At 72.0% G+C, this 19,579-nt stretch carries 14 protein-coding genes; 10 read left to right on the top strand and 4 right to left on the bottom strand.

Going from position 1 to position 19,579, the window contains the following annotated elements; all coding sequences use genetic code 11:
- Positions 1 to 139: 139 nt before the first annotated feature.
- The 7 genes from AB1460_RS25060 (at position 140) to AB1460_RS25030 (ending at position 12,620) form a co-directional block, all read left to right on the top strand.
- Positions 140 to 811: a hypothetical protein gene (locus AB1460_RS25060; RefSeq protein ID WP_420497352.1), complete on the top strand. Its 672-nt coding sequence runs from the start codon at positions 140 to 142 to the stop codon at positions 809 to 811.
- Between the two features lie 401 nt (positions 812 to 1,212).
- On the top strand, positions 1,213 to 2,013 hold the full coding sequence (locus AB1460_RS25055; protein WP_368964561.1) for an SAM-dependent methyltransferase: 801 nt from the start codon (positions 1,213 to 1,215) through the stop codon (positions 2,011 to 2,013).
- Positions 2,014 to 2,125: 112 nt separating this feature from the next.
- Entirely contained in the window at positions 2,126 to 2,752 is a 627-nt protein-coding gene (locus tag AB1460_RS25050; protein ID WP_368964560.1) for a PaaI family thioesterase, read from the top strand.
- A gap of 249 nt (positions 2,753 to 3,001) precedes the next feature.
- Positions 3,002 to 3,832 carry an RICIN domain-containing protein gene (locus tag AB1460_RS25045; RefSeq protein WP_368964559.1) on the top strand — a complete coding sequence of 277 codons (831 nt, stop codon included), beginning with the start codon at positions 3,002 to 3,004 and terminating at the stop codon, positions 3,830 to 3,832.
- A 225-nt stretch (positions 3,833 to 4,057) separates the two neighbouring features.
- Complete coding sequence (locus AB1460_RS25040; protein ID WP_256385368.1) at positions 4,058 to 4,189, top strand: hypothetical protein; 132 nt, start codon at positions 4,058 to 4,060, stop codon at positions 4,187 to 4,189.
- Positions 4,190 to 4,919: 730 nt separating this feature from the next.
- Positions 4,920 to 11,552: an SDR family NAD(P)-dependent oxidoreductase gene (locus AB1460_RS25035; RefSeq protein ID WP_368964558.1), complete on the top strand. Its 6,633-nt coding sequence runs from the start codon at positions 4,920 to 4,922 to the stop codon at positions 11,550 to 11,552.
- A 378-nt stretch (positions 11,553 to 11,930) separates the two neighbouring features.
- On the top strand, positions 11,931 to 12,620 hold the full coding sequence (locus AB1460_RS25030) for a TetR/AcrR family transcriptional regulator (protein ID WP_368964557.1): 690 nt from the start codon (positions 11,931 to 11,933) through the stop codon (positions 12,618 to 12,620).
- Positions 12,621 to 12,729: 109 nt separating this feature from the next.
- Here AB1460_RS25030 and AB1460_RS25025 read toward each other — a convergent pair whose 3' ends face one another.
- Entirely contained in the window at positions 12,730 to 13,248 is a 519-nt protein-coding gene (locus tag AB1460_RS25025) for an NUDIX domain-containing protein (protein WP_368964556.1), read from the bottom strand.
- A gap of 140 nt (positions 13,249 to 13,388) precedes the next feature.
- On the opposite strand from AB1460_RS25025, the gene AB1460_RS25020 reads away from it, so the two are divergent.
- A complete protein-coding gene (locus AB1460_RS25020; protein WP_368964555.1) occupies positions 13,389 to 13,835 on the top strand; it encodes a nuclear transport factor 2 family protein in 447 nt (148 codons plus the stop codon).
- Positions 13,836 to 13,894: 59 nt separating this feature from the next.
- On the opposite strand, the gene AB1460_RS25015 is transcribed toward AB1460_RS25020, so the two are convergent.
- The gene (locus AB1460_RS25015; RefSeq protein WP_368964554.1) at positions 13,895 to 14,590 is read right to left on the bottom strand and encodes a DUF3710 domain-containing protein; all 696 of its coding nucleotides are present in this window, start codon (positions 14,588 to 14,590) and stop codon (positions 13,895 to 13,897) included.
- Between the two features lie 327 nt (positions 14,591 to 14,917).
- Between AB1460_RS25015 and AB1460_RS25010 the strand changes: the two genes are divergently transcribed.
- Positions 14,918 to 16,174: an amidohydrolase family protein gene (locus tag AB1460_RS25010; RefSeq protein ID WP_368964553.1), complete on the top strand. Its 1,257-nt coding sequence runs from the start codon at positions 14,918 to 14,920 to the stop codon at positions 16,172 to 16,174.
- 114 nt (positions 16,175 to 16,288) lie between these two features.
- On the opposite strand, the gene AB1460_RS25005 is transcribed toward AB1460_RS25010, so the two are convergent.
- Complete coding sequence (locus tag AB1460_RS25005) at positions 16,289 to 17,278, bottom strand: TIGR03620 family F420-dependent LLM class oxidoreductase (RefSeq protein WP_420497353.1); 990 nt, start codon at positions 17,276 to 17,278, stop codon at positions 16,289 to 16,291.
- A gap of 65 nt (positions 17,279 to 17,343) precedes the next feature.
- Here AB1460_RS25005 and AB1460_RS25000 point away from each other — a divergent pair, with 65 nt between their 5' ends.
- On the top strand, positions 17,344 to 17,910 hold the full coding sequence (locus tag AB1460_RS25000) for a TetR/AcrR family transcriptional regulator (protein WP_368964551.1): 567 nt from the start codon (positions 17,344 to 17,346) through the stop codon (positions 17,908 to 17,910).
- A 176-nt stretch (positions 17,911 to 18,086) separates the two neighbouring features.
- Here AB1460_RS25000 and AB1460_RS24995 read toward each other — a convergent pair whose 3' ends face one another.
- A complete protein-coding gene (locus tag AB1460_RS24995; RefSeq protein ID WP_368964550.1) occupies positions 18,087 to 19,532 on the bottom strand; it encodes a DHA2 family efflux MFS transporter permease subunit in 1,446 nt (481 codons plus the stop codon).
- Positions 19,533 to 19,579 lie beyond the last annotated feature (47 nt).

Raw genomic sequence — 19,579 nt, 5'->3', positions numbered from 1 at the left:
TGGTGCATCTGGCCGCTCGGGGTATCGACGAGGTCTTTCGGGCCGTCAAGCACGGACTGAAACGTGTGCAGTACCGGCCCGATCTTCTTGTCGGGTTCCTTGCCGAGACCGGGCTTGCTTGGGAAGAACTCGGATCAACATGACTTCTCGCATTAATCATCAGTACGTCGCCTCGATCCGCCTGCTGCTCGCCGGCGAGACCATCGTGCTCGACGGGAAAGCGGCCCGCATGTTGCACGGGCCCGGCCTGACCGCGCAACGGCCGGTCAACGTCCCCCTGTGGCTGAGCGTTCTCGGCCCACGCGGCAACAGGCGAGCCGGCGAGGTGGCCGACGGCACGATCGGCCCGCCGCATCCCACGCTTCCGACCGCCACCATGGTCACCGGCACCGTGCTCGATCCTGGCGAGAACTCCGACTCGGCGCGCGTCCGGGAAGCGATCGGCCCCTGGCAGGTCGTCCGCTGGCACACCGCCTATGCCGTCGGCGGTCCGGCGGCGGTGGACGCCCTGCCAGGAGGCAGGCAGTGGCGCGAGGCCCTCGAAGGCCTCGCCCCCGCCGACCGACGCCATCTGCTCACCTTCGAGGGGCACGTCACCCACCTCTCCGAGCGAGACCGCCCGCTGCTGGACCACCTTGACCTCGATGCCATGGTCGGGGACCTCACCAGCATGATCGGGGATGCGGCCGCCGTCCGACAGAAACTCGCCCGCCTCGCCGAGGCTGGTTTCCGTGAGGTCATGTACCAGCCCTCCGGCCCCGATATCGCCCGCGAGCTGCGGACCTTCGCGCAGACCCGCCCGGCGGGGTAGCACCGGCCTCCGGTATACAGATCGCCCGGCAGACCCTCGCTCTGCCATGCCGCACCGACCGGCGTGAGTCGGCGAGCGGCAGTGATGACTTCCGGTCGGATCGTGCTGCGGGGCCAAAGTCCGGTTCCGCCGGCAGCTCACTGCCGTTGTGCCACGTTGGGGGAACGAGTCGGCATAATAAGTGACATTGCACCTTCGTGCTCCCCCGCTCGACCGGCGGCCGGTGGTTCCCTGCCGGCCGGCAGGGCGGCCCGCAACGCGCGGTCGCTGCGGTGGGCGCGATGGCGGGCGGCACCTGGCCGTCCGGCAGCCTGCGGGGGGGCGGGTGCGCGATCGCGAGAGGGCGGGCTGTGAGTAGCGAACCGAGGCGCGTTCTTCGCTGGAACCGGCTGGTTGACCACGTGGAGCCGGTGGACCTGCGGACGGACGTTCCGCACTCGGCTCGGGTCTACGACTACTTCCTCGGCGGGAAGGACAACTTCCCCGCCGATCGGGAGGCCGCCGAGCAGACACTGACGATCTTCCCGGACATGCGGACCGGGGCGCGCGAGAACCGGGCCTTCCTGCACCGCGCGACCCGCAAGCTCGTCGGGGAGCTGGGCCTTCGGCAGTTCATCGACATCGGCACCGGCATCCCGACGTCGCCGAACCTGCACGAGGTCGCGCAGGAGAGCGCCAAGGACGCCCACATCGTCTACGTCGACAACGACCCGATCGTCCTGGCGCACGCCCGGGCGCTGCTCACCGGTTCCGCCCAGGGCCGCACCGCGTACCTCGACGCCGACCTGCGCGAGCCGGAGAAGATCCTGCGCTCGACCGAACTGGCCGAGACGCTCGACCTCGACCAGCCGCTCGTGCTGTCGCTGATCGCCGTGCTGCACTTCATTCCCGCGTCCGACGACCCGTATGGCCTCGTCCGCCGCTACACCGAGATCCTGCCCTCCGGCAGTTACGTCGTCCTCACCCACGCCACCGGGGACTTCGCGCCGGAGGCGGCGGCGAAGGTGTCGGCCACCTACCAGGCGCGCGGTATCGCACTGACGCCACGCTCCCGGTCCGAGATCGAGGATTTCCTCACCGGCCTGGAACTCGTCGACCCGGGCGTTGTGCCGGTGCACCGGTGGCACCCCGAGGAGAACACGGGCGAGGAACTGACCGACGATCGCGTGAACGTCTACGGCGTCCTGGCCCGCGTCCCCTGAGCTGGCCGCCGAAGGCCCCACTGCCGCCGGCCGGCGCACCGGCCGGCGGCAACTGAACAAACGCAAGGGATCCAGCCGCACATCCCGGCCGGATTTTTGGGACGCTTGGGCGGTGACGGAACCCTTCACTGATTTACCCGGCGTACCGGCTGTTCCCGCACCGGACCGCGGCACCGATCTGCCTGGCGGCCCGGACTTCGGTCGTTTTGTCGACAACCTGCGCCATCTGCTCGATGGCGTGACCGACGCCTGCCCACCGGCCGAGGTGGTGACGCAGGTCGCTGATCAGTTCGCGCAGATCAGCGCACGGCTGGCACCGTTCGCCGTCGCGGAGTCCGAACGGGCGACCGGGCTGCGACTGGATCTCGCGGGCCGCGGCCAGACGATGGCGCCCGTCGTGCTGTGGGATGTGCGCGCCCCGGACCGGGCCACCGGCCACGTGACGTTCGGCCGGCACTACGTGACCGTGAACGGCGCGGTTCACGGCGGTGCCATCCCGCTGGTGTTCGACGAGGTGCTGGCCGTGCTGGCCAACACCGGCGGCGTCTTCGCCCGGTCGGTGTACCTGAACGTGAACTACCGTGCGCTCACCCGGGTCGGCGTTCCCCTGCGGGTGGAGGCGACGGTCGACCGTGTCGAGGGCCGCAAGCTCGTTCTCACCGGTCGGCTTTTTGACGGCGACACGTTGTGTGCGGAGGCTGAAAGCCTGTTCGTCCAGCTGCGGACCGGTCAGCCCTGAAGTCCCCGCTCGGTCCCGAGGCGCCTGAATTCCTGAACGCCTGCCCAGGGCACTGGTTCACGGCAATCAAGTGCCACATTTGAGCCAGCGTTAACCGGGTTTTTCTGGTTTCATCACCGGGAAGTACCACTGCCTCCGCCGTTCCGTGTTTCCCGCACACTCGAAGATTTGGTCCCGTCGGACATCTGGTCTAATAGGATTGCCTTCGGTGGCTCGGCGGGAACGTGGACGCGGGAGAGGGGATGCGCGGTGCCTGCTCGGAGACCGTATGCCCGGTCGAGCCGGTGGCAGGCGGTCACCGTTTTCACCGTCCTCCTCGGCATGGCCTCCGTGGTCGTCGGCGTCATCGCGGCCCGCGGCGCCCAGTCGTACTACTCCTGGGATGGCGGCACCCCTGCGGCGTCGGACGAGCGACCGGCGGGCGGGGCGTTCCGCGAGTCCGGCTCGCCGCGCCCCTGGCCCACGGCGGGTGGGCCGACGGTCACCGGCACGCCGAGCCCGCCCACCCCGATGACATCCACACTCGCTCCCACCGGCGGGCCTGCCACAGCGGCGCCGTCCGCACCGGTCTCCTCCTCGGGCCGCCAGGTCGCGGCGAGCCCGCGGGCCTCCGCGGGAGACGCTCCGCCAGGCCAGGGCGGGGCGCTCCCACCGGCCGCCGTGCCCGCTCCGCCGCCGGCCGCTCCGCCCGCGACCACGCCGCCCGCGTCCGGTGGCGGCACCTCCGCCTTCGTACACGGGGCGACCGGCCTGTGCCTGGACAGCGACGGGACGACCTACATCCACGCTCTGAGGTGCAGCGGCAGCGCCTATCAGCAGTGGACCGTCAGGGGGCTCGGCCCGGTGGTGATCGTCCATCGGCCGACCGGAGTCTGCCTGGACAGCAACGAGAACGGCGCCGTCTACGCGATCGAGTGCAACGGCGGCTCCTACCAGAAGTGGACGATGGCCGCGAACGGCGACGGCTCGCTGAGCCTGATGGACGTCGCCACCGGCATGTGCGTGCAGAGCAACGGGTCCGGCGCACTCACCACGACCGGTTGCGACGGCGGTGTCTACCAGCGCTGGCGCCGCGGCTGATGCCGTGAGCGGCCGGATCGCCTCGCCCCGCCACCAGGCGGCCGGTTCCGAGTTTCCCGGAATCCTTCTCGCATCGTCCCAGCTCACGGGCCCCACGAGGACGTCTGCCGCACCGCCTGGCGAGACAAGGTGTGTTACGGGCGGAAGAGCGGGCATGTCCCCATCAGGCCGGCACGGGACGAGGCCGACGCACCAGGGACGCACGACGAAGCCGAGGAGGAAGCGATGAAGTTGCTACGGAGGCTGCGCAACGAGGCCCGGCGTGACGTGAACGCGGCCGACCGGTCGGCGGCACGCGGTCTGCGGCGACTGCGGCGGCGGCCGCGGAACCGCTCGACGGCGGGCACCCGTTACTGACCCGACGCCCGTCGCTGACCCGGCACCCGCTACTGGCAGGGCCACGGCCCTGCGACAGACCATGACGCCGGCCCAGAGCCGCCGCCCGCCCACCGCGCCTCGGTGGGCGGGCGGCGGCTTTTCACGACCAGACGCGATCTCCCGTCGCGCCGGCCACCGCGGTCACCTCGCCCTGGGGCCGACCCTGAGGGATAACCGAGCGTAGCCGCCAGGGCATCGATCTCCACCAGGACCCACCGCTCGGCGGCGGCTCCGATCGCCGGGCGCCCTGTTTCCGCAGTTCCGCCCCCGAAGCCATCCAGGCCACGGGACTGCCGACCGCGTGCCAGTCGCCAGGCCGACCACCTCGGGTAGCACTTTCGGGCTACGCGCGCCCAGGACGGCTGTGACCGCGTCACCACGCGAGGCCAGCCACCCTGATGCTGGTCGGCAGAGCGAACCCGCGAGTTTGATCTTGCCGTGCGAGCGGACCTGTCACCTTTGGCCGTCGGACGAAAGCGGACGGTGGTTGCTGGGTAGCGTTCATCCTGCCTATCGTCGGCCCTGCTTGCGTGCCTGGTGTAAGCCGAAGGAAAGCTCACCGCGGCACAGAGGATGCGCGGTGGCGGGATAGCAATGCCTGGTTTCGCCGTACTCCGCGTGTTATGTGGCTGCGCCCGCATGTCCAGGGCTCCAGCGTTTTGCGCAACCGCTGTCGGCACTGTTCCCAATTTCGGAGACGGACAATTCCATGGCCAAATACGCCTCTTCCCCGGATACGACCCGAACGAACAGCGACCTACCAGATACCGAGCTGGTCGCGATCGTTGGAATTGGATGCCGACTGCCCGGAGGGGTGACCTCCCCCGAGCCGCTGTGGCGCGTCCTGCACAACAGTGTCAATGCCGTCACCGACATTCCGGGCGACCGCTGGGACGCGGACGCCTACTACGACCCGGAGCCCTCCGTCCCCGGCCGGATGTGCAGCCGCTGGGGCGGGTTCCTTGACGATGTCGGCGGCTTCGACACGGAGTTCTTCACGATCAGCCGGGCCGAGGCGCTGGCGATGGACCCGCAGCAGCGGGTGCTGCTCGAGGTCGCCTGGGAGGCCCTGGAGCAGGCCGGCATCCCGCCGGCTTCCGTCGCGGGGACCCGCACCGGCGTGTACACCGGGATGTCGACCGTGGACTACCTGCTGCGCAGCCAGCTCGGCGGCGCCGCGTCGAGCCCGTACTCGGCCACCGGCAACGCGCACAGTGTCGCGTCCGGCCGGATCTCCTACCTGCTCGGCGCGCACGGCCCCGCGGTGTCTGTCGACACCGCCTGCTCGTCGTCGCTGCTGGCCGTGAACATGGCGGCCCGCAGCCTGCTCTCCGGCGAGACGGACATGGCCCTGGCCGGCGGGATCAACCTGGTCCTGGGTCCGGAGACGGGCGTCGCCTTCTCGAACTGGGGAATGCTCTCGCCGCGTGGGCGGTGTGCCCCGTTCGATGCCGAGGCCGATGGTTTCGTCCGGGCCGAAGGCTGCGGAATTATTGTCCTGAAACGCCTGAGCGACGCCGTCCGGGCCGGCGATCGGGTTCTCGCCCTGATCCGGGGCGGGGCGGTGAACCAGGACGGCCGGTCGAACGGGCTGACGCAGCCGTCGCAGCCGGCGCAGGAGGCGCTGCTGCGGGAGGCGCTCGCGTCCACCGGGATCGACCCCGCCCAGATCGGCCTGGTGGAGACGCACGGCACGGGCACCCCAGTGGGTGATCCCGTCGAGTTCGGAGCACTCGCGGCGGTGTACGGGACGGGGAAGAATCCGTGCGCGCTGGGTTCGATCAAATCGAACATCGGCCACCTCGAGGCTGCGTCGGGTATCGCCGGCCTCATCAAGGCCGTGCTGTGTCTGCAGCACGGTGTCATCCCGCCCAACCTGCACTTCCGGTCCTGGAATCCCAGCATCGACCACGGCGGCAGCCGCTTCTTCGTCCCCACCGAGACGGTCAGCTGGCCGGTTCCTGACGGACCGCGCCTCGCCGCCGTCTCGTCGTTCGGGTTCAGCGGCACCAACGCTCATGTGCTGCTCCAGTCCGCCGCTCCGGCGGCCCTCCCCCGCCAGCGGACCGCGCGCACCGCCGCCGACGTCGCCGGGGCGCACGCCGCCCAGGCCACACCCGTCACACCCGTCACGCTGGTCACGCCCGTCGCGGAGACCACGCCGGTCACGGAAGCCACGCCAGTCACGGAAACGGCGCCGGCCGCGCGGGACGTCCCGCACCCGCTGGTCATCCCCGTGTCCGCGAGTTCGCCGGCAGCGCTGGCCCGGACCGCCGACAGCCTCGCCGACTGGCTTGACGACCACGTGGACGTCGCCCTGCGCGACGTCGGGTGGACGCTGGCGCGGCGCCGCGGCAACCGCCAGGCGCGGCTGGCGATCACGGCCGCCGACCGCGGCGAGCTGGTCGAACAGCTCCGCGGCTTCGCCCGCGGCGAGGCCTCGCCCGCGACCGAATCCCGCACGACCCGGGTCCGGGTTCCCGGCCCGGTGTTCGTGTTCTCCGGCCAGGGTTCGCAGTGGGCGGGCATGGGCCGCGAGCTCCTCGAGCGGGAAGCCGCCTTCGCGGCGACGATCGCGCAGGTGGAGCCACTCGTCCAGGACGAGTCCGGGTTCTCCGTGACAGGTGAGCTGACCAGCGCCGCGCCCTCGGCCGCCATCGACCGCGTCCAGCCGGTGATCTTCGCGATGCAGGTGGCGCTGGCGGCGACCTGGCGGGCGCATGGTGTCGAGCCCGCGGGAGTGCTGGGCCACTCGATGGGTGAGGCGGCGGCCGCGGTGGTGAGCGGCGCCCTGTCGCTGGCGGACGGGGTGAAGGTGATCTGCCGCCGCTCGCGGCTGATGCGCCAGCTGTCGGGCTCCGGCCGGATGGCCTCGGTGGAGCTGTCCGCCGCGGACCTCGACGCCGAGCTGGCCGCGGCGGGCATCGACGACGTGGTCGTCGCGGTGCTGGCCGCACCGACGTCCACCGTGGTGGCGGGGGACGCCGAGCGGGTGAGCCAGCTCGTCGCCGGCTGGGAGGCGCGCGGGCTGTTCGCCCGCGAGATCGCGGTGGACGTCGCCTCGCATTCCAGCCAGGTCGACCCGATCCTGCCGGACCTCGTCGCCGCCCTTGGTGACCTGGCGCCGCGCGAGCCGGCGATCCCCTTCTTCAGCACGGTGCTCGGCGATCCGCTCGGGCGGCCGTCGTTCGACGGCCCTTACTGGTCGGACAACCTGCGCCGGCCGGTCCGCTTCGCGAGCGCGGTCACCGCGGCGCTCGACGACGGGCAGCGCTGCTTCGTCGAGGTCGCGCCGCATCCCCTCCTGCTCCGCTCGATCACCGAGACGATCGCGAAGGTCGGGCGGGACGCCGCGGTCGTGGAGACGATGCGGCGGGGTGACGACGTCCACCGCGCGTTCCTCACCCGGCTCGGCGCCGTCCACTGCGCCGGTGTGGCGGTGGACTGGAGCCTCGATCATCCGTCGGGCCGGCTCGTCGACCTGCCGGCCACCGCGTGGCACCACGAGCATCTGATGATCGAGCTCGCGGATGCGACGAGCGCGCGGGTCGTGGCCGTGCACCCGCTGCTCGGCGTACACGTGCAGGTCCCCTCGGCCGAGGGCGGTCATGTCTGGCAGGCGGACGCCGGCACCGCGGCGCTGCCCTGGCTCGCCGACCACCAGGTGCGCGACGCCGTGGTCCTCCCCGGTGCCGGCTACTGCGAGATGGCGCTCGCCGCGGCGACGCAGATCTTCGGCGCGGGCACGGCGACCGAGATCGTCGACATCGAGTTCCGGGGTGTGCTCTTCCTGGACGACCACACCCCGCTCTCCCTGGTCGCCGACTACCAGGCGGAGGACCAGGCCACGCTACGCATCGTCTCCCTCGGCACGGACGAGGTGTGGGCGGAGCACGCGGTCGCCCGAGCCCGCCGGGTGCCGCGGCCGCAGCCACCGGCCCCGGTCGACGTCGAGGCGGCACTGCGGGAACACCCGACGGCGGGGGACGTCGACGCCTTCTACGAGCGGCTGCGCGCCACCGGGATCCACCACGGGCCGAACTTCGCCGGCCTGACCGCCATCCACTACGGCGACACGAACCACCGCGGCGACGCGGCCACGTCCACCGTGCTGGGACGTCTCGAGCTGCCGACCGGGCTGCGGGCCGAGGCGTCGGCGTTCCGCCTGCACCCGGTGGTGCTCGACAGCTGTCTGCAGACGCTGGCCGCGCACCCGTCGCTGGCCATGGCCCGCGACGCCGCCGACGGCCTGAGCCTGCCGCTGGGCGTCGGCACGCTGCGCGTGTACGGCGACACCTCCCGCGGGCGCTACTGCCTCGCCCGGCTGACCCGGCAGGAGGCCACCGCCGCGTTCGGCGATCTGACCCTGCTCGCCGCCGACGGCACCGTCCTGGCGGAACTGCACGACGTGCACCTGGGCGGGGCGAGTGCCAACCCGGCCGATCTGCGTTTCGCCCGGCGGCTGCTCGGCGTCGACTGGGAGGAGAGACCGCTGCCACCGTCCGCCGGTGAGGAGGCGGTCGCGGGCAGCTGGCTGCTGCTCTCGGAGCAGGACGACCCGCAGGACATCACCGACGAGGTCGTCGTCGGGCTGCGCGCCCGGGGTCTGCGGGCCGAGGCGGTGCGTCTTCCCGCCGGTGAGGAGGGCGACCGGGCGCAGACCGAGCTCGTCGCCGAGTGGCTGCGCACGGTCCCTGACTGGGGCGGGCTGGTGTTCGTCGCGCCGGGCGCGGCGTCGCGCGTCGACCCGCGCGTCGACCCGCACGGCCTCACCCGGGCCCGCGACCGCGTCCGCCGGCTGGCCCTGCTGGTCCGCGCGCTCGTCGAGGACAACGACACGGCGGTGCCCAGGCTCTGGGTGCTCACGCGGGATGCCCAGCCCGTGTTCGAGGGCGAGGGAACAGCGCTGGACGCCGGTGCCCTGCGCGGCCTGTACCGGGTCATCAGCTACGAGCACGCCGAGCTGAAGATCACCCACCTGGACGTCGACGCCACCGCCGGCGGCAAGGACCTGTGCGCGGAGCTGTGCGCCGGGCTTCCCGACGACGAAGTGGCCTGGCGGGCCGGGAACCGTTACCTCGCCCGGCTGCGCACGAGCCCGCTGCGGGACGGCGACCGCCGCACCCAGGTACGCCGGTTCGGCCGCGACGGGATCACGCTCGGCGTGCGCCAGCCCGGCGACCTCGACTCCTTCGAGTTCGTCGCACGGGACCGGCGCTCCCCCGGGCCCGGGGAGATCGAGATCGAACTGCGCGCGGCGAGCATCAACTTCGCCGACGTCCTGAACGCCATGGGCGTGTACCAGACCGCGGACGGCAAGCCGATCCCGCTCGGCACCGACGGCGCCGGAACGGTCACGGCCGTCGGCCCGGGCGTGGCGAGCGTCCAGCCCGGCGATCGCGTCGCCGTGATGGACTTCGGGGCGCTCGGGACCTTCCACACCACCCGGGCGGCGCGGGCCTTCCCGGTGCCCGACAGCATGACGCTGGAGGCCGCCGCCGCTCTGCCGGCCGTCTACCTCACCGCCTGGTACGGCCTGCACGAGCTGGCCGGTCTGCGGGCCGGGGAACGGGTGCTGATCCACGCGGCGAGCGGCGGCGTGGGCCTCGCCGCGATCGCGATCGCGCGTGCCGCCGGCGCGGAGATCCTCGCCACCGCCGGTTCCGAACGCAAACGTGCCTACCTGCGCGAGCTCGGCATCCGGCACGTCTTCGACTCCCGGTCCGCGCGGTTCGCCGAGCAGATCCGCGAGCTCACCGGCGACGGCGTGGACGTCGTGCTGAACTCGCTGACCGGGCCGGCGCTGCGGGCCGGCCTCGACCTGCTGCGCGTCGGCGGCCGCTTCATCGAGCTCGGCAAGCGGGACATCTACTCCGACGCGAAGCTCGGCATGTTCCCGTTCCGCCGCAACATCACGTTCGCCAGCGTCGATCTCGGCCTGCTCGGCACCGACCAGCCCGCGCTGCTCGACCGGCTGGTGCGGGAGGTCGGCGAGGAGCTCGCCGCCGGCCGGCTCACCCCGCTGGAGTACACCGCGTTCCCGATCGCCGAGGCCTCGGCGGTCTTCCGGTCCATGGGCGCCGGCGAGCACATCGGCAAGCTGGTCCTCACCATCCCGGCCGACGGCGAGACGACGGTCGTCGTGGCGCCCCACGACATCCCGGTGATACGAGGCGACGGTGCCTACGTCGTCACCGGCGGTCTCGGCGGGCTCGGCCTGGTCCTCGCCCGCTGGCTCAGCCGCTCCGGCGCCGGCCGGGTCGTCCTCAACGGCCGGTCCGCGCCCTCCTCCGCCGCCGAGGCCGTGCTCGCCGAACTGCGGGGCGCCGGCACCGACATCGAGGTCGTCCGCGGTGACATCGCCGTCGGGGACACGGCACAGCGCCTGGTCGCCGCCGCGACGGCCACCGGGCTGCCGCTGCGGGGCGTGCTGCACGGCGCCGCCGTCGTCGAGGACGCCGTCGTCACGCTGATCTCCGACGAGCTCCTCGACCGGGTGTGGCAGCCGAAGGTCGTCGGGGCGTGGCGGCTGCACGAGGCCTGCGAGGGCCACGACCTGGACTGGTGGTTCGGGTTCTCCTCGGCCGCGGCCCTGCTCGGCTTCCCCGGCCAGGGCTCCTACGCCGCGGCGAACGCCTGGCTCGACACCTTCACCAGCTGGCGGCGGGCCCAGGGCCTCCCCGCGATCAGCGTCAACTGGGGGGCCTGGGCGGACCATGGCCGCGGCGCCTCGTTCGAGGAGCGCGGCTACGCCATGATCGACGTCGAGGAGGGGCTGGACGCCTGCGAGCGGCTCCTGCGCCACGACCGGGCCCGAGCCGGCTACCTGCCGGTCGACCAGCCCACCTGGCTGGCGCACTTCGGCGCGACGATCGACTCGACGTTCCTGGCCACCGTCGCGATCGGGGGCGGTACGAGCGGCGGCCAGGCGGCGAACGCCCTCCTCGACGAGCTGGGCGCCGCCGACCCGGCGACCCGGCAGAGCCTGCTGGAGACCTACCTGATCGGCGAGGTCAGCGGCATTCTCCGGATCGACCGGGCGGCCATCGACCCGCGCACTCCGCTGCTCGACGTCGGTATGGACTCGCTGATGATGCTCGAACTGCGCACCAGGATCGAGAAGGGCCTGGGCCTGCGGGTCGCGACCAAGGTCCTGTGGGCGCACAGCAGCCCGACGGCTCTCGCCGCCCACCTGGCTGACCGACTCGACCAGGCCGCAGTCGCCAACCCGGTGCCAGCACCGGCGCCCAGCGCGCCCGCGCCCGGCACCACGGCCACGGCCACGGCCACCAGCGCGGCGGCGCTGCGCACCGTGACGCCGACCGGTGGGGCCGCCGGATAGGCGACACGCGACGCCGCCCGCGCGACGGGACACGGCGGTCGGTCGCCCGCGGCGAGCGCGTTCCTGACCGGGACGCGCTCGCCCAGCGCACACCCACCGGCGGCGCACGGAACACTCATCCTTGTTTCCCGCTTTTACTTCCTCCTCCATGACATTGCCGGACGGACGCGCGGCGACCACCATCACGTCGGCCGCACCACCACCATTGGCGCATCCTCCGAATGTGGCGCACTGCCGACGCCCAGGATCGATATCCTGCGCAGGACCTGTCCCGTCAGACCATCTTTCCCGTCAAACCAGCTGCCTATTTCGAGATCATGGAAGGCTCCGTCTGTGTTAAGTCGGGTCGGTTCGGGTTCACCAGGAGCAGGACGAAGGGTGGACGCGACCGCGCAGACACCGACTCCCCATACCGGGGACGGGGGCCGGCGGCGGTCGGGGGCCAGCCGCCGCGAGGACATCATGCGGGCCTTCTCCACACTGGTCACGGACAGAGGCCTCGACGCGGTATCCATGGAAGCGGTCGCGGACCGCGCCGGAATCAGCCGAGCACTGCTGTACAAGCATTTCACCAGTCGGGATGGCCTTATCACGGCGGTCTACCGAAGAGAAGTAGACGACGGCCATCACGAGATCCTCGCGGCAATGCGAGCGGCCAGAACAATCGAGGGGATGTACGAGGCACTCGCCCGCGGTTCGCTCCGGGCAGGCCGACAGCGCTACCCCCTGTTCGTGGCCCTGTTCGCGGCGGCCCAGCGCAGCCAGGAGGTACGCCATGAGGTGTACACGCGGGCGGACCAGATCTGTCAGCTCCTGGTCGAGCGAACGTCACGGGAACTCCGCGTCCCCACGGAGCGGGCCCGGCTCGCGAGCGACATCCTGATCTCGGCGATCTCCACGATCATGCGCGAGTGGTACGGCAATCCGACCGACAGCACCGCCACCCGCCTGATCGACACCTACATGACGCTCGTCCGCGGCGGCCTCGCCGGACTCGCCGCCACCCAACCCGCCGCCGCAACCGCTCCCGCGACGGCCCCCGCCGACCCGTACGTCGGTATGAGCTGAGACGTACCTGTGGCAACCGGGTACAGCTCCGGCACACCGCGCCGATGGTCAGGGCGATGCCGCAGGCGGTGGCCACAGCCGTCCGGGCCGTGGCGGGGCGCTGCGCGGATCAGGGTGACCGCCTCCCGTCCACCTGGGCGAAGTAGGAGGCCATCGCGTCCGTGTGGGTGGGGAACACGAGCCGACTCGGTCGGGTGAGGACCAGCCACTCCGCGGCCTCCTCTGTCCGCACCACGGGAGGCAGCTCGGCCCGCGGCCGCACCGGCAGGAGGCCGAACACCAGCACGAAGCCACCGTCGTTCCCGCTGTGCACGTCGAACAGGCGGACGTCACCCGCGGGCGCGGGGATTCCCGTCTCCTCCCGCAGCTCCCGCACCGCGGCCTCCTGCCAGGTCTCGCCGACCTCCATGAAGCCTCCGGGCAGCGCGAGCTCGCCGCGGCCGGGGTCGATGTCGCGGCGCACCGCCACCAGGCCGCGCCCGCCGTCCGGCTCGGCGACGGGCAGCAACACCACCGCGACCGGAAGCGGGTTCCGCCAGGTGGTGTCGCCGCAGGCGGTGCACACCCGCGGCCACACCGCGTCGGGCTGGTACCGCGTACCGCAGGAGGAGCAAAACGCATTCCGCATGGGCCCTGACGATATTCGGTCCACTCCAGGGCTCCAGCCCCACACGGTCTCGCGCGGCCTCGCTCGACCTCGGGCCCGCTCGCCCGCTCGCCCGTGGATTTTCTTGACTAAGTATAAATACAGAGGTCAAGCTAGCCGTCATGACCAAAGGCGAGTGGGGCCTCGAAGAGCGTGTACGGCTGCTGGAGGACCGGGCGGAGATCCTGCAGAGCCTGTACGACTACGGCGAGCTGCTCGATACCCGCGATCTCGATGCCTGGGCCGAGCTGTGGGCCGAGGACGGCGTGTTCGAGATGAGCACGGGGCGCACCGCGAACGGCCGGACCGCGATCAGGGACATGCTCGCCGCGGTGATGGAGCGGAGCGCGACCCCGGTGATCCACATGGAGATGAACCCGCGGATCACGCTGGAGGGCGACACCGCCCGCTCGACGATGCTCTACGGAGTCGCCCGCACGCAGGACGACGGGCTGACCCGCGTCATCTGGCTCGGCCACCACCACAGCCGTCACGTGCGCACGCCGGACGGCTGGAAGATCAGTTACCGCCGCAACACCGTGGACCTGCCGGAGACCGGCCATCCCTGATCGGATCGATCGCCCCCGGCGCGTCGCTCGGGACTCCCCGCCCGGTTCAGCCGCCCGGTTCAGCCCCAGGTGGAGAGATTGCGGCTCAGGGAGCCGGTGAACGCCCCGGCGTACTCGTGGACGGCGGGCCTGCGCTCCAGCGTTCCGGTTCCCGCTGTCGTCGGGTCATCCGTCCACAGGTCGGACAGGGTGACGACGGCCGGGCCGTCGAGTGTGGGGTGGCGAAGCGGGAGCGCCGCGCCGGCCGGCATGGCGGTCGCGCCGCGCACGACCACCGTGGCCCCGAGGATCTCGTCGAGGACGGGCAAGGCCGTCGTCGCTTCGTCCCCGGCCGCGGCGGTCGCGGCGGTCGCGGTCGGGGACGTGGTCACGACGACCCGCAGGTACCAGCGGGGACCCGCAATCCCGATCACCCTGCTGTCGCCGCTGCGGAACTCCGGGCCGTACCGACCCGGGACGATCCCCGAGGCGCCGGGGGCCGCGGCGTGATCACCACGGATCCCCTCCCACCCGTCGTGGCTCCTCGGCGCGGCGAAGGCGGCCATCCGCACGGTGAGCTCGCCGGTCCGCAGGACGAGTTCCGGAACGGGGCGCTCGCCGAGGCCCGGCAGGACCTCCGCCGCCGTCCCGGCCGGGACGGCGACCCGCAGCGCGCCGAAGTCGACGTGGCGGGACGCCCCTGCGGATGCGTCCCGGCCGGCCGGGTCGAGTCGTGCCGCGTCGACCTCGCCCCAGGGCCCGGCGTGTGCGGGCACGGGCGCACCCTGGCCCGGTTCCGCGCCCTGGCCCGGTTCCGAGGGGACACCGTCCGCTGTGGGCCTGCGACGACCGAACATCGTCGACCTCCCGGCACGCTTCGGCGATCACCAGATGGATCGCCTCTCCCGAAGTGTCACCCGACCCCCTCGACACCGCAAGGCGCCGTCGTGTCGCACCGAGGACAGCCGGGCAGGCCGGCCGGCACCCCGGGCGGGGTCCGGACGGGAAGGGCCGGGTTCCGCGACTCGCGCAGGGGCCCACAGGCGCACAATGAGGGCATCAGATTTGAACTTCGTCAAGAACTGCGGAGCGAGGAGAGACTCGTGGACAAGAACGAGATGATCCTGGTCAGCGTGGACGACCACGTGATCGAGCCACCGGACATGTTCGAGCGACACCTGCCGAAGCGCTGGGCCGAGGCCGCCCCGCACGTCGTCGCCCAGGGCACCGCCAACCAGTGGATGTACCGGGGTAGGCCGGCCGGCCTCGTCGGCCTCAACGCCGTGGTCGGCTGGCCGCCCCTGGAGTGGAACAGCGAACCCTCCGGCTTCGCCGAGATGCGTCCGGGTGCCTACGACATCCACTCCCGCGTCCGCGACATGGACCGCAACGGCATCCTCAGCTCGATGTGCTTCCCGACCTTCGCCGGCTTCAGCGGCGGCCACCTGATCCAGTTCCGGGACGAGACGACGACCGCGGTCATCCAGGCTTACAACGACTGGCACATCGACGAGTGGTGCGCCACCTACCCGGGCCGGTTCATCCCGCTGGCCATCGCCCCGATCCACGACCCGCAGGCGGCCGCAGCGGAGATCCGCCGCGTCGCCGCGAAGGGCGCCCGGGGCATCGCCATGCCCGAGATGCCGCACATCGACAACCTGCCCAGCTACCACGACGAGGACTACTGGAAGCCGATCTGGACGGCCATGTCCGAGTGCAACGTCGCCATGACGCTGCACATCGGGATGGGCCTGCGGTCGCTCACGATGGCTCCCGGGGCGCCCCGGGACCACACCATGATCCTGGCGTGCCAGATCTCGGCGCTCGCCGCCCAGGACCTGCTCTGGGGCCCGGCCTACCGCAACTACCCCGACCTGACGTTCTCCTACGCCGAGGGCGGCATCGGGTGGGTGCCCTTCTACCTGGACCGCTGCGACCGCCACTACACGAACCAGAAGTGGCTGCGCCGTGACTTCGGGGGCAGGCTGCCGAGCCAGGTCTTCCTCGAGCAGTCGCTGGCCTGCTTCGTCACCGACCCGCACGCCGTCGCCGCGCGCCACGAGGTCGGCATGGACATCATCGCCTGGGAGTGCGACTACCCGCACTCCGACTCGATCTGGCCGGACGCGCCCGAGTGGCTCGAGAAGGAGTTCACGAAGGCCGGCTGCACCGATGCGGAGATCAACAAGATGACCTGGGAGAACGCCTGCCGGTTCTACCACTGGGATCCGTTCGCGGAGGTGCCGAGGGAGCGGGCCACCGTGGGCGCGCTGCGGGCGCTCGCCGCCGACGTGGACACGACCATCCGGCCCCGCGCCGAGTGGGCGGAGCTCTACCGCCAGAAGCACGCCACGGTCTGACCACGGGCCTGGGGCAACCATCGGCTGCCCCAGGCCGGAGGCGGGCGGTACCGCGGTCCGCCAGCGGGGAGTCGGACGGTGGGGCGCCGTGTCGGCACGGGGCACGATCTCCCGTCATGGCCCAGGGGAACGCGCAAGATCACGCAGGGCCGGGGCGAGCTCGCGCCATTCGCGGTCGGGTAGTGCGGTCGGGTCGGCGGTGAGTACCTGGATGCAGACGTGGTCGGCGCCCGCGTCGAGGTGCTGGCGCACCCGCTCCCGGACAGCCTCGACGTCACCACGAGCGACGATCGCGTCGACGAGCCGGCGGCTCGGGCCACCGACGAGGTCGTCATCGCCGAACCCCAGCCGCCGCATGTTCGCCTCCTGGTGGGGTGCCATGGAGACGTAGCCAGCCACGTGTGCCGTGGCGATCTGGAGGGCCTGGTCGACCTCGGTGGCCACGACGACGGCCTGTTCCACCCCGAGGAACGCTTCCGGGCCCATGATCTCGCGGGCGCGCCGAGTGTGGTCGACGGGTACGAAGTACGGATGTGCACCCCACGCCCGTTGCGCGGCCAGCGCAAGCATCTTCGGGCCGAGCGCGGCCAGCACCCGGCGCACGGCCGGCTGCGGCACCGGGCTGTGGGCGGGGACGGCATCCATCGCCGCGAGGTAGGCGCTCATGGTCGACACCGCCTTTCCCCGGCCCGGTACGGGGTACCCGTCCAGCTTGTGGATGGTGTCGTCAATCCGGTGCCCGCCGAGGCCGAGAAGGTAGCGGCCCGGAAACGCCTCTCCCAGGGCGCGGGCCGCGGTCGCCAGCGCAACGGGGTCACGGAATGCGATGTTCGCGATGCCGGACGCGACGGTGATCCGCCGCGTGGCGGACAACAGCAGCCATGCCTGACTCACCGTGTCTCGGCCGAGACCTTCTCCGTACCAGATCGCTCCGTAGCCGAGCTCCTCGATCTCCGCGGCGCTCTCCCGCACGCGGCCGGCGGGCTGGCCGTCGAAGGCGAACGTCCACAGGCCGACATGGCCGAGCTCGTGTCCTGACTCCACGTGCACCCTGCCCCTCCGTCGCTCCGGATCCGGATCCGGATCCGGACAGCCTGTCCGGATCCGAACGGCTACGATACGGACAGGCTGTCCGGTTGTCTATGGGGACGGCGTGAGGGAGGGACGCGGTGGGCGGACGAGCGCCAGCGGAGCGCCCCCGGCGCACCGACGCGCGGCGCAACAGGGAGCGCCTGCTCACCGTCGCGCGTGAGGCGTTCGACGAGGCCGGCCCTGACGCGTCGCTCGTCGAGATCGCCCGCCGGGCCGGAGTCGGGCAGGGAACCCTGTATCGGCACTTCCCGACCCGGACCGCCCTGCTGACCGCCGTTCTCGCCGACCGGATCGAGACCCTGTGCCGACAGGCGGCGGAGCTGTCGGCGACCCACTCCGCGGATGACGCCCTGGCGACCTGGCTACGGCTCTTCCTCGTCCACGCACGCGTCAACCAGGCCCTGGCCGGAACGCTCATGGCGGAGGGGCCCGAGTCAGCCACCGTCGCCTGCCATGAGGTGATCACGCACGCCGCGACCGGCCTCCTTGACCGCGCCCAGCGGGAAGGGACCGCCCGCTCCGACCTGACCCCGGACGACCTGCTCCAACTGCTCGTCGGCATCGCGCTGGCGACTGCTCGCGATGGCGACGCCGACCAGGCCGACCGCCTGTTCGCGCTGGCCCTCGACGCGGTCCGACGGTAGGGACCGGAACCGCGAGGGCAGGGAGCCGCCCCCGATGCCGGCCCACGATCTCGCTGTCGCCGCGGACCGCGCCGACGAGATCGTGGTCATGTCCGGCGGCTCCGTGGTGGAACGCGGCCCGTCCCGCCAGATTCTGCACGCCCGGTCCCATCCCTACACCGGTTCTGGCGCAGGGATCACCCCGTGGGGGCGGGTTCGCTCTCCCTCGGCCCGGCGACGCCCGCCGGCGCGGGGGCCGGCCGGCCCGGCAGGAAGCAGCCCGCCACCAGGACCGCGAGCGCCCCTCCGAAGACCCACCAGAAGGCCGACTGGAACGCGCCGACCGTCGGCGCACCACCGGTGAACCCGCGCTGCAGGATGAACGCCACGATCGCGATCCCGAGGGACGCCCCCAGCTGGTTGAGCACATACAGCGCGGACGTCCCCTGCGGCACCGCCTCCGGTGGCAGCGTCCGGTACAGCGCCCCCATCGTCGGCGCCCCGACGAAGCCCAGCCCGAGACCCGTCACGAAGACGGCGACCGCCAGACCGGCCTCGCCGGTGTCCGCCCCGGCCTGGGTGAACACCAGCACGCTCGCCGCGATCAGCACAGCGCCACCCGGGGCCAGAGCGCGCGCTCCGATCCTGTCGCCGAGCCGGCCCGCCAGCGGCATCGCGAGGAACGAGCCCGCCCCCAGCGGCGCGAGCAGCAGGCCGGCCTCGAGCACATCGTGGCCGCGCAGCACCTGGTAGTACAGCGGCACGACGAACAGCATCGAGAAGAGCATCACTCCGGTGATCGCCATGACCGCCACGCTCGCGCCGAAGCCGCGGCTGCCGAACAGGCGCAGGTCGATCAGCGCGGCACCGCCGGCCCGCAGCGCGTGCCCGAGGTAGGCCACGAGCAGCACTCCCCCGACGGCCAGCGTCACCGGCACCCGGGCCGCGTCGAACCCGTGCTCACCGGCCCGCGAGAGGGCGTACACCAGCACGGCGAACGCCGGGCACAGCAACGCGACCCCGATGACGTCGAGACGCCCCGCCCCGCGCTCGGAGCGCGGCGGATCGACCGGGACCACCCGCAGGGAGGCCAGCAGCGCCACCAGGCCGATCGGCAGGTTCACCAGGAACATCCACCGCCAGTCCAGGCGCTCGATGATCACACCGCCGACGATCGGGCCCAGCACCGGGCCCAGCGGGATGACGACGCCCATCAGCCCCATCACCCGCCCGACCCGGGCCGGGCCGGCCGCGCGCGCGAGCAGCGTGAGCATCAGCGGGTCGAGCATCCCGCCGCCGAAGCCCTGGATCACCCGGAAGACGACCAACGTCTCGATCGACGGTGCCACCCCGCAGGCGAGCGACCCCGCAAGGAACAGCGACAGGCCGGCCAGCCACATCCGCCGGGCCCCGAACCGGTCGACCGCCCACGCGCTGAGCGGGATCGCGACGGTCACCGCGAGCAGGTAGCCGGTGGCGACCCAGCCGACAGCGCCCAGCGACGCGTCGAAGTGCGCGCCGAGCGAGCCGATCCCGACGTTCACGATCGTGCCGTCGAGCAGGCCCATCATCCCGCCCAGCAGGAGCACCCCGACCAACCGCAGCAGCGCGGGATCCAGCCGGTCGCCCTCCCCCCGAGCCATGCTATCCCCCGTACGCTTTATTTTACCGATCAGTAAAAAATACTGTA

This window comes from Parafrankia sp. FMc2 (genome assembly GCF_041008525.1).
Lineage (GTDB): Bacteria > Actinomycetota > Actinomycetes > Frankiales > Frankiaceae > Parafrankia.
This window is presented reverse-complemented; position numbering and strand designations above follow the sequence as displayed.